The sequence below is a fragment of the Nonomuraea sp. bgisy101 genome, assembly GCF_057708945.1.
The window spans coordinates 144,360-156,757 of record NZ_JBYITD010000024.1; the positions used below are offsets into that span (position 1 = coordinate 144,360).

Annotated in this window: 13 protein-coding genes; 6 read left to right on the plus strand and 7 right to left on the minus strand. The window is 71.4% G+C overall.

Features of this window, described 5'->3' with window-relative positions:
* Positions 1 to 11: 11 nt before the first annotated feature.
* Both AC3EO4_RS37195 and AC3EO4_RS37200 read right to left on the minus strand, forming a co-directional pair.
* A complete protein-coding gene (locus AC3EO4_RS37195; RefSeq protein WP_379572025.1) occupies positions 12 to 1,934 on the minus strand; it encodes an ABC1 kinase family protein in 1,923 nt (640 codons plus the stop codon).
* 7 nt (positions 1,935 to 1,941) lie between these two features.
* Entirely contained in the window at positions 1,942 to 2,871 is a 930-nt protein-coding gene (locus AC3EO4_RS37200) for an acyl-ACP desaturase (RefSeq protein WP_431900147.1), read from the minus strand.
* A 65-nt stretch (positions 2,872 to 2,936) separates the two neighbouring features.
* On the opposite strand from AC3EO4_RS37200, the gene AC3EO4_RS37205 reads away from it, so the two are divergent.
* Genes AC3EO4_RS37205 through AC3EO4_RS37215 form a run of 3 tightly spaced genes read left to right on the plus strand, consistent with a single transcriptional unit; the run spans position 2,937 to position 5,135 of the window.
* Positions 2,937 to 3,386 carry an NUDIX domain-containing protein gene (locus AC3EO4_RS37205; RefSeq protein ID WP_379572029.1) on the plus strand — a complete coding sequence of 150 codons (450 nt, stop codon included), beginning with the start codon at positions 2,937 to 2,939 and terminating at the stop codon, positions 3,384 to 3,386.
* A 58-nt stretch (positions 3,387 to 3,444) separates the two neighbouring features.
* Positions 3,445 to 4,485, plus strand: a complete 1,041-nt coding sequence (locus AC3EO4_RS37210) for a sensor histidine kinase (RefSeq protein ID WP_431900149.1) — start codon at positions 3,445 to 3,447, stop codon at positions 4,483 to 4,485.
* Positions 4,482 to 5,135, plus strand: coding sequence for a response regulator (locus tag AC3EO4_RS37215; protein WP_379572033.1), 654 nt, complete (start codon positions 4,482 to 4,484; stop codon positions 5,133 to 5,135). Before AC3EO4_RS37210 ends, AC3EO4_RS37215 begins: the two co-directional genes overlap by 4 nt.
* Here AC3EO4_RS37215 and AC3EO4_RS37220 read toward each other — a convergent pair.
* On the minus strand, positions 5,096 to 5,716 hold the full coding sequence (locus AC3EO4_RS37220) for a hypothetical protein (protein ID WP_379572035.1): 621 nt from the start codon (positions 5,714 to 5,716) through the stop codon (positions 5,096 to 5,098). The two genes, AC3EO4_RS37215 and AC3EO4_RS37220, sit on opposite strands and share 40 nt — an antisense overlap.
* Positions 5,717 to 5,758: 42 nt before the next feature.
* Positions 5,759 to 6,538 carry an HAD-IIA family hydrolase gene (locus AC3EO4_RS37225; protein WP_379572037.1) on the minus strand — a complete coding sequence of 260 codons (780 nt, stop codon included), beginning with the start codon at positions 6,536 to 6,538 and terminating at the stop codon, positions 5,759 to 5,761.
* 61 nt (positions 6,539 to 6,599) lie between these two features.
* On the opposite strand from AC3EO4_RS37225, the gene AC3EO4_RS37230 reads away from it, so the two are divergent.
* On the plus strand, positions 6,600 to 7,805 hold the full coding sequence (locus AC3EO4_RS37230; RefSeq protein ID WP_379572039.1) for a M20 metallopeptidase family protein: 1,206 nt from the start codon (positions 6,600 to 6,602) through the stop codon (positions 7,803 to 7,805).
* A gap of 248 nt (positions 7,806 to 8,053) precedes the next feature.
* Here the strand turns inward: AC3EO4_RS37230 and AC3EO4_RS37235 are convergent, their stop codons facing one another.
* Positions 8,054 to 8,641, minus strand: coding sequence for a nuclear transport factor 2 family protein (locus AC3EO4_RS37235; RefSeq protein ID WP_431900152.1), 588 nt, complete (start codon positions 8,639 to 8,641; stop codon positions 8,054 to 8,056).
* A gap of 75 nt (positions 8,642 to 8,716) precedes the next feature.
* Here AC3EO4_RS37235 and AC3EO4_RS37240 point away from each other — a divergent pair, with 75 nt between their 5' ends.
* Positions 8,717 to 9,478: an aminotransferase class IV gene (locus AC3EO4_RS37240; protein WP_431900154.1), complete on the plus strand. Its 762-nt coding sequence runs from the start codon at positions 8,717 to 8,719 to the stop codon at positions 9,476 to 9,478.
* Here the strand turns inward: AC3EO4_RS37240 and AC3EO4_RS37245 are convergent.
* Positions 9,475 to 9,972, minus strand: coding sequence for a cupin domain-containing protein (locus AC3EO4_RS37245; protein ID WP_431900156.1), 498 nt, complete (start codon positions 9,970 to 9,972; stop codon positions 9,475 to 9,477). The two genes, AC3EO4_RS37240 and AC3EO4_RS37245, sit on opposite strands and share 4 nt — an antisense overlap.
* Before the next feature lie 547 nt (positions 9,973 to 10,519).
* A complete protein-coding gene (locus AC3EO4_RS37250) occupies positions 10,520 to 11,278 on the minus strand; it encodes a Mut7-C RNAse domain-containing protein (protein ID WP_379572047.1) in 759 nt (252 codons plus the stop codon).
* A gap of 167 nt (positions 11,279 to 11,445) precedes the next feature.
* Between AC3EO4_RS37250 and AC3EO4_RS37255 the strand changes: the two genes are divergently transcribed.
* Positions 11,446 to 12,156 (plus strand): SDR family NAD(P)-dependent oxidoreductase, encoded by a 711-nt coding sequence (locus AC3EO4_RS37255; RefSeq protein WP_431900157.1) that lies wholly within the window; start codon positions 11,446 to 11,448, stop codon positions 12,154 to 12,156.
* The last annotated feature ends 242 nt before the right edge of the window (positions 12,157 to 12,398 follow it).

Sequence of the window (12,398 nt, forward strand, 5' to 3'; positions counted from 1 at the left end):
TGATGTGAGGCCTACGAGGGCGGTCTCCGGCGGAAGATGCCGACGAGGACGCGCAGTACCAGCACCGAGCTGACCACCAGCAGGTTGTAGCCGATGAGCTGGAACAGCGACATCTGCCCTGCCATGACCACGGGGCCGCCCTCGGTGCCGAGCAGCAGCACCGCCATCAGGCCCGCCGTCGCGCCGAGCACCGTCAGCAGCGTCTGGTGCAGCAGGTTCGTGACGAACGCGCGGTCGCGCTCGTCACCCAGCAGCCGCACGTTCATCGAGAACCTGCCGTGCTCGGCCGCGCTGGCGATCCGCTCGATCCGTCGGGGCAGCCGCCGCAGCATCGGCAGCAGCGCGGTGACCTCCTGCGCCACGGCCTCCTTCACGCTGCCGGGGTTGACCTGCTCGGCCAGGTAGCGCGCCGCGAACGCCCTGGCCTCGCCGATGAGGTGGAATCCGGGCGAGAGCCTGACGAGCGTGCCCTCCAGCGTCGCGAGCGCGCGGAAGACGGCGGCGACCTCCGGCGGGATCGACAGGCCGTACTCGGAGACGATCCTGAACAGGTCGGTGAACATCGCGACGCTGTCCATGCCGGGCCCGAGGTGCCTGGCCATGAACTGGCCGAGCGCGCGTTCGAGTCCCGCCTCGTCGATGTCCTCAGGCCTGGGGACGACCTCGAGGAGCGCGTCGGTCACGCCGAGCGGGTCCTGTCTGTCCATGGCCAGGAGGAAGCGCTGCAGCGCAGAGCGCAGCGACGCGTCGAGCCGCCCGACGGAGCCGAAGTCGAGCAGGCCCACCGAGCCGTCGGTCAGCAGCATGATGTTGCCGGGGTGCGGGTCGGCGTGGAAGACGCCGTCGAGCAGGATCTGCCGCAGCAGGCAGTCGAGCAGCGTGCGGGCCAGCGCGGGGCCTTCGGCGGCGGGGGCCGTCGCCAGCGGCTTGCCCGACAGGCGCTGCATCACCAGCACCCTCTCGGTGCAGAGCGGCGTGTAGGGGGTCGGATAGACCACGGAGCCGCCGGCCGAGGCGGCGACGGCCGCCATGTTGCCCGCCTCGACGCGGAAGTCGAGCTCCTCGCGCAGGGCGGCGGCGAACCCCGCGGCCAGCTCCCTGAGGCCGAGCGCCCTGCCCCACTTCGTCCTGGCCTCGAGCGTCGCCGCCAGCCTGGCGACGATGTCGAGGTCCTTGGCCACGACCGGCGCGATCCCTGGTCTCTGAACCTTGACGACCACCTCCTCGCCGCTGTGCAGGCGGGCGGCGTGGACCTGGGCGATCGAGGCGGCGGCCAGCGGCGTGCGGTCGAAGGAGGCGAACGCGTCCAGGTCGACGACCTGGGCGATCTCCTCCCAGGGCGCGGGCTTGACGTGGTCCTGCAACCGGCCGAGCTCGTCGACGAACTCGGGCGGAAGCAGGTCGCGCCTGGTCGACAGCACCTGCCCGAGCTTCACGAACGTGACGCCTCCGTCGTCGAGCGCCTCGCGGAGCGAGGCCGCCAGCCGTACCCTGCCGCCGCGGTCCGCCGGGTCGTCGCCCCTGCCCCTGAGGTAGGGGCCGAGGCCGTGCCTGAAGGCGATCCTGGTGATCTGGGAGTAGCGGCGGGCGCGGGCGAGCCGCCCGCGCACCGACTTCACCAGCTCGATCGGCCCCGGGATGGAGCCGGGCGGCACGAGCGCCTCGCCGAGCACCAGGATGACCATGGGGATCAGCACGACGCACATCGACACCAGGATCACGATCCACAGGGGGCCGAGGCCGGGATCGCGAGTGGCGTCGTACTTCTCGAACGACTGGAAGACCGGCGCCAGGAACACCGGGGTGAGCATCAGCGCCAGCAGCACTGCCAGGGTCATGCGGACGGGGCCGAACCTGACGTCGAGCAATCGCTGCGCCGCCGTCGCGAGCATCAGCAGCACGACGGCGAGGGAGACGGCTAGGAGCAGGGGCATCCGCAGATCATCGCATGGCGGCTTCGCGCGCCCTGCGGGCCTCCCTGCGCTCCACGAACCTGGCGGCCGTCGTCTCGCTCTTGTCCAGGAAGGCGGCCAGCTCGTCGCGGGCCTTGGCGCCGTCGCCGTCCAGGTTGGTCTTGTCGAAGACCGCCCACTGGCGCAGCACCGGCATGAGCACGTCGTCGAGGTGCAGGCGCAGGTCGTAGATGCCCTCGTGGGCGATGACCATCGCCTTGCGGGTGAAGCCCTCGATGGTGGTGCCCGGCATCTGGAACGTCGTCACGACGTCGGTGATGGCGCGCATCGTCTGGTTGGGGTCGAGCTCGAAGGCCGCCTTGAGCAGGTTGCGGTAGAAGAGCATGTGGAGGTTCTCGTCGGCGGCGATCTTGGCGAGCAGGCGCTCGCAGTTGGGGTCGCCCGACGCCTTGCCGGTGTTGCGGTGCGAGATGCGGGTGGCCAACTCCTGGAAGGAGACGTAGGCGAGCTGCTGCAGCATCGTGCCGTACTCGGTCTGGAAGCCGCCCTCCATGTGGACCATGCGGGCGCGCTCCAGCGCGACGGGGTCGACGGCGCGCGAGACGGTGAGATAGTCGCGGATGGCGACGGCGTGCCTGCCCTCCTCCGCGGTCCAGCGGCCGACCCAGGTGCCCCACGCGCCGTCGCGGCCGAAGGTGGTGGCGATCTCGTGGTGGTAGCTGGGCAGGTTGTCCTCGGTGAGGAGGTTGACGATCAGCGAGACGCGGGCCGCCTCGGGAATGGTCGAGTCGCTCTCCTGCCAGGCGTCACCGTCGAAGATGCCGTCGAAGTTGCGGCCCTCGCTCCACGGAACGTACTCGTGGGGGAACCACTCCTTGGCGACCTTGAGGTGCCGGTCGAGCTCGCCCGCCACCACCGGCTCAAGCTCGTGCAGGAGCTCCGTCTGACTCATCACCATAAAGCTCATCTCCTTCAAGCTACGCAACCGTAAGTTAGGCTACCCCAAGAAACTGGAGGGTCTTTATGCGACCTAGTGTCCGAGGTGTCCTGCTTGATGATGAGGAGCGGCTGGTCGTCTTCCGGCGCACGGTCCCCGGCAAGGAGTTGTACTGGTCGATCCCGGGCGGACACGTCGAACCGGAGGACGCGAGCCTGGAGCACACCCTGCGCAGAGAGCTGCTGGAGGAGCTGGGCGCGGTCGTCTCCGCGGTCACGCCGCTGACCACGCTCACCTATCCCTACCAGGGCGCGGTCAAGACCCAGCACGTGTACGGCTGCCGCCTGGTCTCCATGGACCCGGCGCTGCGTCACGGCCCCGAGGTGGAGGACCCCGCGAGCGGCGTCTACGACGTCGAGCGGCTGCCCCTCGACCCCGCCGAGATCACCTCGCGGCGGCTGGTCCCCGAGGCCCTCGGCGTCTATCTCGCCGCGCACATCACGTCGCTGCCCCGGCTCATACATCGATCGATGTAGCCCGATGACTCGCGAAGGAGGACGACCCGGGGGCACAGCCCTCGTTAGCGTTCGCGGCATGCCTCTCCTGCTTCTCGACGCCGTGCTCGCCGTACTCACCGCGATCTGCGCCCTGACCTCCCTCGCCTCGGTCGGCGCCCCGCTGACCTGGGACGGCACGATTCCCGTCGCGATCGCACTCGGCCTGCTGCTGCTGGCCAGGCGGCGCGGTCCCGTCGTCGTGCTGGCGCTGTCGGCCGCGGTGCTGCTGGGCGCGCAGTACGGCGGGCTGTTCGAGGGCGGCGTCATCTGGCCGATGACGGTCGCGGTCTTCACCGCGGGGCTGGCCAACCTGCCCTGGACGGCCGCGATCTGCGTCCTCACCCTGGCCGCGGCTGTCGGGCCCACCATGGAGCTGGCCAGGGGCGGCGCGGAGCTGCTGTGGCTCGCCCTGGTGCTCGCCCTGGCGCACGGCTACCGCCAGCACCTGCGCTGGCGCGCCGAGCACGAGGCCAGGCTGCGCGAGGCCGCCGGCACCAGGCTGGCCGAGCAGCGGCTGCAGATCGCCAGGGAACTGCACGACGTCGTCGCGCACACCCTCACCGTCGTCGGCCTCCACCTGAACGTCGCCGCCGAGGCCGACTCCCTCCCCGAGGCCAAGGGAGCCATCAGGGTCGCCTCCGACGTCCGCAAGAAGGCGATGGCCGACCTCAGGTCGCTGATCGGCGTGCTGCGGGACGTGTCGGGCGAGCCCCAGCCCGAGCTCTCCTCCATCGCCGACCTGGTGGCCAGGGCGAGGGAGGCGGGACTCGACGTGACCCTCGACGAGGGCGGCGATCCCACCGAGGTACCCGCGGCGCAGGCCATGGCCGCCTTCCGCATCGTGCAGGAGGCCATGACCAACGCGCTGAAGCACTCCGACGCGCGCCGCCTGCTGGTCCACCTGGACTACTCCTCGAACCAGGTGCGGGTCGAGGTCGTCGACGACGGCACGGGCCCCGTCTCCTACACCGAGGGCCACGGCCTGACCGGCATGCGCGAACGGGTCACCGCGCTCGGCGGCTGGCTGGAGATCGAGGCCGGCGACGGCTTCGCCGTCAGGGCAGGATTGCCGGTATGACGATCGACGTGCTGCTCGCCGACGACCAGGCGCTCGTGCGCGCGGGCTTCCGCGCCCTGCTGGCCAAGGACGAGGAGATCGCCGTGGTCGGCGAGGCAGGCACCGGCGAGGAGGCGGTACGCCAGGCGCTGCGGCTCAAGCCCGACGTGGTGCTGATGGACATCCGCATGCCGGGTTCGGACGGCATCGCCGCCACCCGGCGCATTCTCGCCGAGTTGCCCGCCTGTCGGATCATCATCCTGACGACGTTCGACACCGACGAGAACGTCTTCGCCGCGCTCCGCGCGGGCGCCAGCGGATTCCTGACCAAGGAGGTCGAGCCCGCGGAGCTGCGCCGCGCGGTCGCGGTCGTCCACGCGGGCGACTCGCTGCTGTCGCCGGGCGTCACGCGCAGGGTCGTCGAGCGCTTCGCGAGCCGTCCGGCGCCGTCGGGCAGCCTGGACGCGCTGACGGCACGCGAGCTGGAGGTCGTGGGCCTGATCGCCGCCGGGCTGTCGAACGAGGAGATCGCCCGCCATCTGGTGATCAGCCCGCTGACCGTCAAGACGCACATCTCGCGCGCGATCACCAAGCTGGGCGTCAGGGACAGGGTCCAGCTGGTCATCCTGGCCTACGAGAACGACCTGCGGTCCTCCATCTCCCAGAGGTGATCGATGACGTGCCAGGCGATGCGGCGGCAGGCGTAGCGGCAGGACCAGCCGCCCGAGCCGCCCTCCAGCAGGACCCCTGCCAGTTCCTCCCGCATGGCTTCCCGGTCGGCGACCGACGTGTACGGCGGGTGCCTGACGCCGAGCTTGCGGGCGTAGCCGCGTTCGGCCTCGGTCACGTGGGCGACCATCTTGGAGCGGTCGCGCCCGCCGCCGCGCGGGCCCTTGCGCAGCTCCTCGGGGGTGACGGCGACGGCCTCATCGAACAGCGCCCACGCCGCCCTCAGCAGGGCCACGTCGCGGGCGGCCGTCGCGGGGTCGAAGGGCTCGGCGTCGGCGGCGGGCTCGGCGTCCGGCGCGCCGAAATCGGTGGTGCTGCTGCCCTTGACCCGCTCGACCACGACGGGTTCACCCGGTTCGAAGACCAGTCCGGCGCGCTCGGCGATCAACCGGTAGCGCGGGGCGTACTCGGCCAGCCGGTCGACGGCCGGCTCCTCGGTCCTGTCGACGCGGCACCAGCCGGGCCAGTCGAGCGAGCAGGCGAACACCTTCTTGGGACCGAGCTCCAGGTAGATGCGATGCATGGGGCCAGCCTGCCAGCCGTACCTGACAGAGGGCGGCAGGTATCAGATCCTGTCGATGAGGTCGGCCACCGACTCCACGACCAGCGACGGACGGAACGGGAAACGCTCGATCTGTTCGCGCTTCATCACGCCGCTCAGCACCAGGATCGTGTAGAGGCCCGCCTCCATGCCGCAGATGATGTCGGTGTCCATCCGGTCGCCGATCATCGCGGTGGTCTCGCTGTGGCCCTCGATCGCGTTCAGCGCGTGACGCATCATCATGGGGTTGGGCTTGCCGACGAAGTACGGTTCGACGCCCGACGCCTTGGTGATCATCGCGGCCACCGCGCCGCACGCCGGCAGCGAGCCCTCGTTCGACGGCCCCACCGGGTCCGGGTTCGTCGCGATGAAGCGGGCGCCGCCCTCGATCAGCCTGATCGCCTTGGTGATCTGCGTGAAGCTGTAGGTGCGCGTCTCGCCGAGCACCACGTAGTCGGGATCGAGGTCGGTCAGCACGTAGCCGATCTCGTGCAGCGCCGTCGTCAGCCCCGCCTCGCCGATCACGTAGGCGGAACCCCTGGGACGCTGGTCGTCGAGGAAGCGCGCGGTCGCCATCGCCGAGGTGAAGATCGACTCCTCGGGCACCTCCAACCCCGCCACGCGCAGCCGTACCGCGAGATCCCTGGGGGTGTAGATGGAGTTGTTCGTGAGCACCCTGAAGCTTCTGCCCGAATCGCGCAGGCGCTTGATGAACACGTCGGCGCCGGGGACGGGCTGCCCCTCGTGCACCAGGACACCGTCCATGTCGGACAGCCAGCTCTGGATGGGCTTACGCTCAGTCATCTCGTCATCCTATAAATCGCCTCTTGTCCAACCGATGTCAGACACATGAAGAATGTTCTCCATGTCGCTTCTTGAATCAGCCCAGGACATGCGCGACGAGCTCATCCGGCTCCGCCATTCCCTGCACACCACGCCTGAGGTCGGCCTCCACCTGCCCATCACGCAGGAGAAGGTGCTCGCCGCGCTCGACGGCCTGCCGCTGGAGATCAGCACGGGCGAGTCGCTCAGCTCGGTCACCGCGGTGCTGCGCGGCGGCAGGCCAGGGCCCGCGGTCCTGCTCAGAGGCGACATGGACGCGCTGCCCGTCACCGAGCGCAACAGCCTGCCGTACATCTCCTCCCACGAGGGCAGGATGCACGCCTGCGGCCACGACCTGCACACCTCGATGCTGGCGGGGGCCGCGCACCTGCTCGCCGCCAGGCGGGAGGAACTGGCGGGGGACGTGGTGTTCATGTTCCAGCCGGGTGAGGAAGGCTACGAGGGCGCCAAGGTCATGATCGACGAGGGCGTCCTCGACGCCGCGGGCTCACGAGCCGTGGCCGCCTACGGCATGCACGTGGTCTCGGCGATGCTGCCGCCCGGCGTCTTCTCCTCGCGCGGCGGGCCCATCATGGCCGCGGCCGACACCCTGAACGTCCACGTGATCGGCAGGGGCGGCCACGGCTCCACGCCCCAGCGCGCCCAGGACCCCATCCCGGCCGCCTGCGAGATGGTCACCGCCCTGCAGACGCTGGTGACCAGGGCCTTCGACGTCTTCGACCCCGTCGTGGTCACCGTCGGCAGCTTCCACGCCGGCACCGTCGACAACGTCATCCCCGACGACGCCCGCTTCTCCGCCACGATCAGGACCTTCAGCAAGGACAGCAGGGCCCGCATCAAGCAGCGCGCCGTCCAGCTCGTCGAAGGCATCGGCGCGGCGCACGGCCTGCGCGTCGAAGCCTCCTTCGGCATGGGCTACCCGGTCACGGTCAACACCGCGGACGAGGCGTCGTTCGCGGGCGCGACCGTCGACGGGCTCTTCGGACCCGGCCGCTTCTTCGTGGCCCCGCAGCCGGTCACCGGGTCCGAGGACTTCTCCTACGTGCTGGAGGACGTGCCCGGCGCGTTCGTCTTCCTCGGCGCCTGCCCGCCCGACCGCGACCCGGCCAGCGCGCCGTACAACCACTCCCCCGAGGCGCAGTTCGACGACGCCGTCCTGCCGGACGGCGCCGCCCTGTACGCGTCGCTGGCGCTGAGCAGGCTCTCCGCCGACCGCGCCACCGCCTGACGCCCCGCCTTCCCCCGGCACTGACCGCCTGCCCCGCGTCGGCCCGTCCGGTCTCAGGCCCGCCTCCCATCGGGCCCGTTCGGGGTCCGCTCGCCTCCCATCGGGCTCGCCTGTACAGCGGTCCGCCTCACATCGGGTGCTCGCCGCCCCTCCTGGTACGGCAGGCACCCGATGGCCCACCGCGGTCACGGGGCGGGGGCCCGTCCATCACGCCGCTCCAGCGTGCGGGGCGGGCCGCCGTCACGTCGTCAGCCGACCGTCCGCCAGGACTGCTCCTCGACCAGTTCCCTGCTCCGCCACCCATCGGGCGTGCGGATCATGCGATGCCGGTACCAGCCGCCGCCCTGGCAGAACCCCTTGGCACCGGCGGCCGTCATCTCCCTGGACGGGGCCAGCGTGTCGGTGAACGGCGCGAGGACCACGGCCTCACGGACCACCTCACGCATCGCCTCGCCGCCACCTTCCTCGCCGTCCCGACCGTCGGCCTCCGCGCCGCCCTCGCCGCCGTCCGCCGGGCCCGCCTCCGCGCCGCCCTCACCACCGTCCGCCGCACCGTTCTCCACGCCGGCCCTACCGTCGGCATCCGCGCCGATGAAGTCGACGACCGGCGCGCCGATCAGGTGCAGCCGACCCGGCCAGCGCGCGAGCACCTCGGCCAGCCACCCCCTGACCTCGGCAAGTCCCCCGACGATCCCGCCCGCCGCCCGGTAGTCGATCACGGCGTCGGAGGTGAACACCTCCGAGAGCCTGTCCCACTCCCCCGCGTCGACGGCCCTGGCGTAGCGGGCGAGCACATCGGCGATCTCCAGCCTGTCGGCGACCTCACGTTCGTCCATGCTCAGATCAAACCAAACGCTTGCTACATTCGCACCGGCGTGGGCCGCCGCACCCGCCCGGCGTAGGCTGGTCAGATGATCACCGTCATCGACGGCCGGGTCGCGGACCCCGATGCCGGCCTGCCCCTCCTTGCCCGCTACGGCCACTTCACCGCCATGCAGGTACGCGACCGGCGCACCCGCGGCCTCGACCTGCACCTGACCCGCCTGACGGCCGCGACCCGTGAGCTGTTCGACGTCGAGCTCGACACCGAGCTCGTCCTCGACTCGATCAGAGCAGCGCTCGGCACGGACCTCACCGATGTCAGCGTCCGCGTCTACGTGATGGAGGCCGACGACGGCCCGCACGTGTTCGTCAGCACGCGCCCTCCCGTCGACGTCGCCACCGAGCCCCGGAGCGTCAAACCCGTCGCCTACCAGCGCTTCCTGCCGCGCATCAAGCACCTGGGCGGCTTCCCCCAGGCGTACCACGGCCGGCTGGTCGACGCCGGGGGTTACGACGAGGGGCTGCTCACCACCCCCGACGGCCTGATCTCCGAAGGCCTGATCACGAACCTCGGCTGCTTCGACGGGACCGCCGTCATCTGGCCCGACTTGCCCATGCTGCACGGCATCACCATGCAGTTGATGGAACGGGCGCTGGAATCGGCCGGCATCCCCCAGGAGCGCCGGCCCATCAGGGTGCCCGACCTGCGCTCCTACGAGGCGGTCTTCCTCACCAACTCACACGGCGTCGTCATGGTCGGCCGGCTGGAGGAGGACACGCTGAAGCTGGACGACGCGTTCGCCACCCGCCTGCTCGGCCTCTACGACGACGTCCCCTGGGACACGATCTAGACGCGCTCACGGGCTCCGCCAGTGCGGGAGGTCCAGGAAGTGCACGTCGAAGCGCTCCTGATCGGGCAGCAAGCTGTCGAACGACTCCTGACCCCGCCGATCCTGCCGAGCCGCCGGAAGTACTCGAACCGTTCGACGCCAGGGGTGAGCACCGCCAGCACCTCGGCCGTGGAGCCCTCGGCGGCGCCGAACGCGTGCGGCGTCCCTGGCGGCACCACGACGAGTCCGCCCGCCTCAACGGTGACCACGTCGCCGCCGACATAGAACACCGCCTTCCCGCCGACCACGTAGAACAGCTCCGTGGACAGCATGTGGCGGTGCGGGCGCGCGCCGTCCGCGCCGACGCCCAGAGTGAGACTGTTGACGCCCAGCGCGCCCCCGGTCACGCCCGCGTCGGCCAGCAGGCGGAACGCCCCGCCGTGCGGCAGGCCGACCACTTCGGCGTCCTCGCCGTGCACGACGAGCGCACGGGTGTCCTGTTCGGTGGAGGCCATCATCCATCCCTTCGTTGGGTTGGCTTCCATCTCAGGGCGGGAACGCCGGGCGAACCAGAAGCGATCGCAGCCCGCAGTCATCACTCATCGAGATCCTCCGCCACGCCACCGCCAGGGCCACAGGTCTCCGACGCCCCAGGTGGCCCACCGACCACACCCCCGTGATGGCGCTCCCGCCGAGCCCGCGAGAACGCCTCAACGGTGCAACCGCGCCCCTCCCGAACCCACCGACCACCCGTCACGCCACCAGCAGCCACCCCGTCGAGCCCAGAGAAACCATCAACCGCGAGCCCACGCCCCCGCGCTCGGCAGCCATCGACTACGACCCTGCGCAGCGACCCCACCGAAACCCACGAGCCGCACCAACCGCGAGACCCACGACCTCCCCAACCCCGCGACCACCGACCACCCTGCGCAGCGAACCACGCCAGGCCGGTGGGGTGGGTGTGCCGGTCGCGTCGTTTGCCGGTTGGCCGGTCCTGACGCCGTCTGGTCTGATCCCTGGCTCGGGATGCCCGCCGTGCTCCGGGCCCGGCGCGTGTCGACGCTACGAGGTGGCGCCGACGGCCGGGTGCGCGTACGCCGTGCGCACGATCTCCTCCAGGTGGTCGCTGTGCGCGCCGTGCCAGTAGACCTGCCCGCACTCCCCGCACTGACCGTAGGCGTCGTAGCTGCGCCGGGTGCCCGCCTCGAGCAGCGGCTCGACCTCCTCCTTGCCGACCGTGACCAGCTCGCCGTTGCACGCCGTGCAGCGCGTCCACGGCCTCAGCGGCGGCGCGAACCGTCCGAGCAGGTCGTGCAGCTGCTCGTCGGCCCGCGTGCCCCGCACGTACGCGCCCAGCCACAACGCGCGGCGGCGCAGCAGCCCGCGATCCTGCGTCAGCAGCACCCGCCGTTCCTCGTTGGCCTGCGCGACGAGCGAGGGGTCGTCCATGTCGTTGTGGTAGGCGGTGTCGATCCCCAGCAGCCGCAGCCGCCTGGCCAGCGTGCCCAGGTGGACGTCCAGCAGGAAGCGCGGCCCCTCAGGCAGCCCTTGCGGGCGCGGCACCGGCGGCACCTCGACCACGTCGCCCGCGGCGGGCTGGTACGACGGCTCGACCCCGCTGTCACCGACCTTCATGGGCCCGACCTCGGTGAGCGGGATGCCGAGCGACTCGACCATGTGGCCGAGCGTGGCCGTGCCGTCGAGCGGCACCTGGTGCCACTCCTGGCGACGGGCCACCGGCAGGAACAGTCTCAGCTCTGCGGCGATGCGAAGGCGTACGACCACCTTGCCAGCATGCCATCGAGGATGACGCGAACGCATGCCCGTTTCCCGCGGACCCACCACCCCGAGCGACCACGACGGCGGTGCGGGACCGGCCGGAGGTCGGTGCGGTCATCCGTCATGGTCTCGGCGACCTGGCGGGCCTGGCGACATCGCTCGTTGATCACACTCGGGGATAATCAGGTGCGGGTCGACAAGGGGGGACCATGGACATCACGAGTGCCGTCGTCACCGGTGCCGCGAGCGGGATCGGGAGAGCCATCGCCACGCGTCTCCGCTCGTCGGGGACGCGCGTCGTGCTCGCCGACATCGACGCGGCCGCGCTCGCCGGCGTCGCCGCGGAGCTGGGCGCCGACGCCGTCCAGACCGACGTCTCCGACGCCGGGGCGATGGCGGCCCTCGCCGCGGCCGCGCCCGGCGTTCAGCTGGTGTGCCTGAACGCGGGCATCGTCGGCAGGGACCTGGGCGCGCCGTGGGAGGTCGGCGCGGAGGACTGGGCCGGCGTGTTCGCCGTGAACGTGGGGGGCGTGGCCAACGGGCTGCGCGCCTTCGTTCCGCCGATGCTCGCGACCGGCCGTCCCGGGCACATCCTGATCACGGCGTCTCTGGCCGGCCTGGTGACGTTCCCCACCGGCGGGGCCTACGCGGCGTCCAAGCATGCGGTTGTCGCCCTCGCCGAGCAGGCCGCGCTCTCACTCGCGGACACGCCGATCGGCGTGACGGTGCTGTGCCCCGCTCTCGTCCGCACCGGCATGTCGGCCGAGGGAGAGGATCCGGAGATCGTCGCCGACGAGGCTCTGGCGGCGGTGCGAGCCGGAACGTTCGCCGTGCTGCCGGACATCTGGAGCGGCGCCATCACGCGGCGTGCGGGCCGGCTGGTGTCCGGCGCCCAGCCGGAACCTCCGGCACCCGCCTGACCAGCGGACCACGTGACCGTACCGCCCCGCAGGAACCGCCCGGACGCCGCCTGACCGGCGGGCCACCTGGCCGTGCTCCTGGTCGTTCACGGCGGCCTCGGGCCGGCCGGAGAGCCACCCGGCCGGCCCCCGATGGTGGGATCGTCGGCCGGGTGGCCGGGCCCTGTGTGCGGCAGGTGATCGGGGCGGGTGCGGGCCGGGGTTCCCCCGAGAACCCGGTCCGTACCCCTCGTCCGAAGCGC

What these genes read in the sequence shown, in the direction of transcription:
- AC3EO4_RS37195 (WP_379572025.1), bottom strand. Translation starts at nt 1,934, where the DNA reads ATGCCCCTGCTCCTAGCCGTCTCCCTCGCCGTCGTGCTGCTGATGCTC.
- AC3EO4_RS37200 (WP_431900147.1), bottom strand. Translation starts at nt 2,871, where the DNA reads ATGGTGATGAGTCAGACGGAGCTCCTGCACGAGCTTGAGCCGGTGGTG.
- AC3EO4_RS37205 (WP_379572029.1), top strand. Translation starts at nt 2,937, where the DNA reads ATGCGACCTAGTGTCCGAGGTGTCCTGCTTGATGATGAGGAGCGGCTG.
- AC3EO4_RS37210 (WP_431900149.1), top strand. Translation starts at nt 3,445, where the DNA reads ATGCCTCTCCTGCTTCTCGACGCCGTGCTCGCCGTACTCACCGCGATC.
- AC3EO4_RS37215 (WP_379572033.1), top strand. Translation starts at nt 4,482, where the DNA reads ATGACGATCGACGTGCTGCTCGCCGACGACCAGGCGCTCGTGCGCGCG.
- AC3EO4_RS37220 (WP_379572035.1), bottom strand. Translation starts at nt 5,716, where the DNA reads ATGCATCGCATCTACCTGGAGCTCGGTCCCAAGAAGGTGTTCGCCTGC.
- AC3EO4_RS37225 (WP_379572037.1), bottom strand. Translation starts at nt 6,538, where the DNA reads ATGACTGAGCGTAAGCCCATCCAGAGCTGGCTGTCCGACATGGACGGT.
- AC3EO4_RS37230 (WP_379572039.1), top strand. Translation starts at nt 6,600, where the DNA reads ATGTCGCTTCTTGAATCAGCCCAGGACATGCGCGACGAGCTCATCCGG.
- AC3EO4_RS37235 (WP_431900152.1), bottom strand. Translation starts at nt 8,641, where the DNA reads ATGGACGAACGTGAGGTCGCCGACAGGCTGGAGATCGCCGATGTGCTC.
- AC3EO4_RS37240 (WP_431900154.1), top strand. Translation starts at nt 8,717, where the DNA reads ATGATCACCGTCATCGACGGCCGGGTCGCGGACCCCGATGCCGGCCTG.
- AC3EO4_RS37245 (WP_431900156.1), bottom strand. Translation starts at nt 9,972, where the DNA reads ATGGCCTCCACCGAACAGGACACCCGTGCGCTCGTCGTGCACGGCGAG.
- AC3EO4_RS37250 (WP_379572047.1), bottom strand. Translation starts at nt 11,278, where the DNA reads ATGCGTTCGCGTCATCCTCGATGGCATGCTGGCAAGGTGGTCGTACGC.
- AC3EO4_RS37255 (WP_431900157.1), top strand. Translation starts at nt 11,446, where the DNA reads ATGGACATCACGAGTGCCGTCGTCACCGGTGCCGCGAGCGGGATCGGG.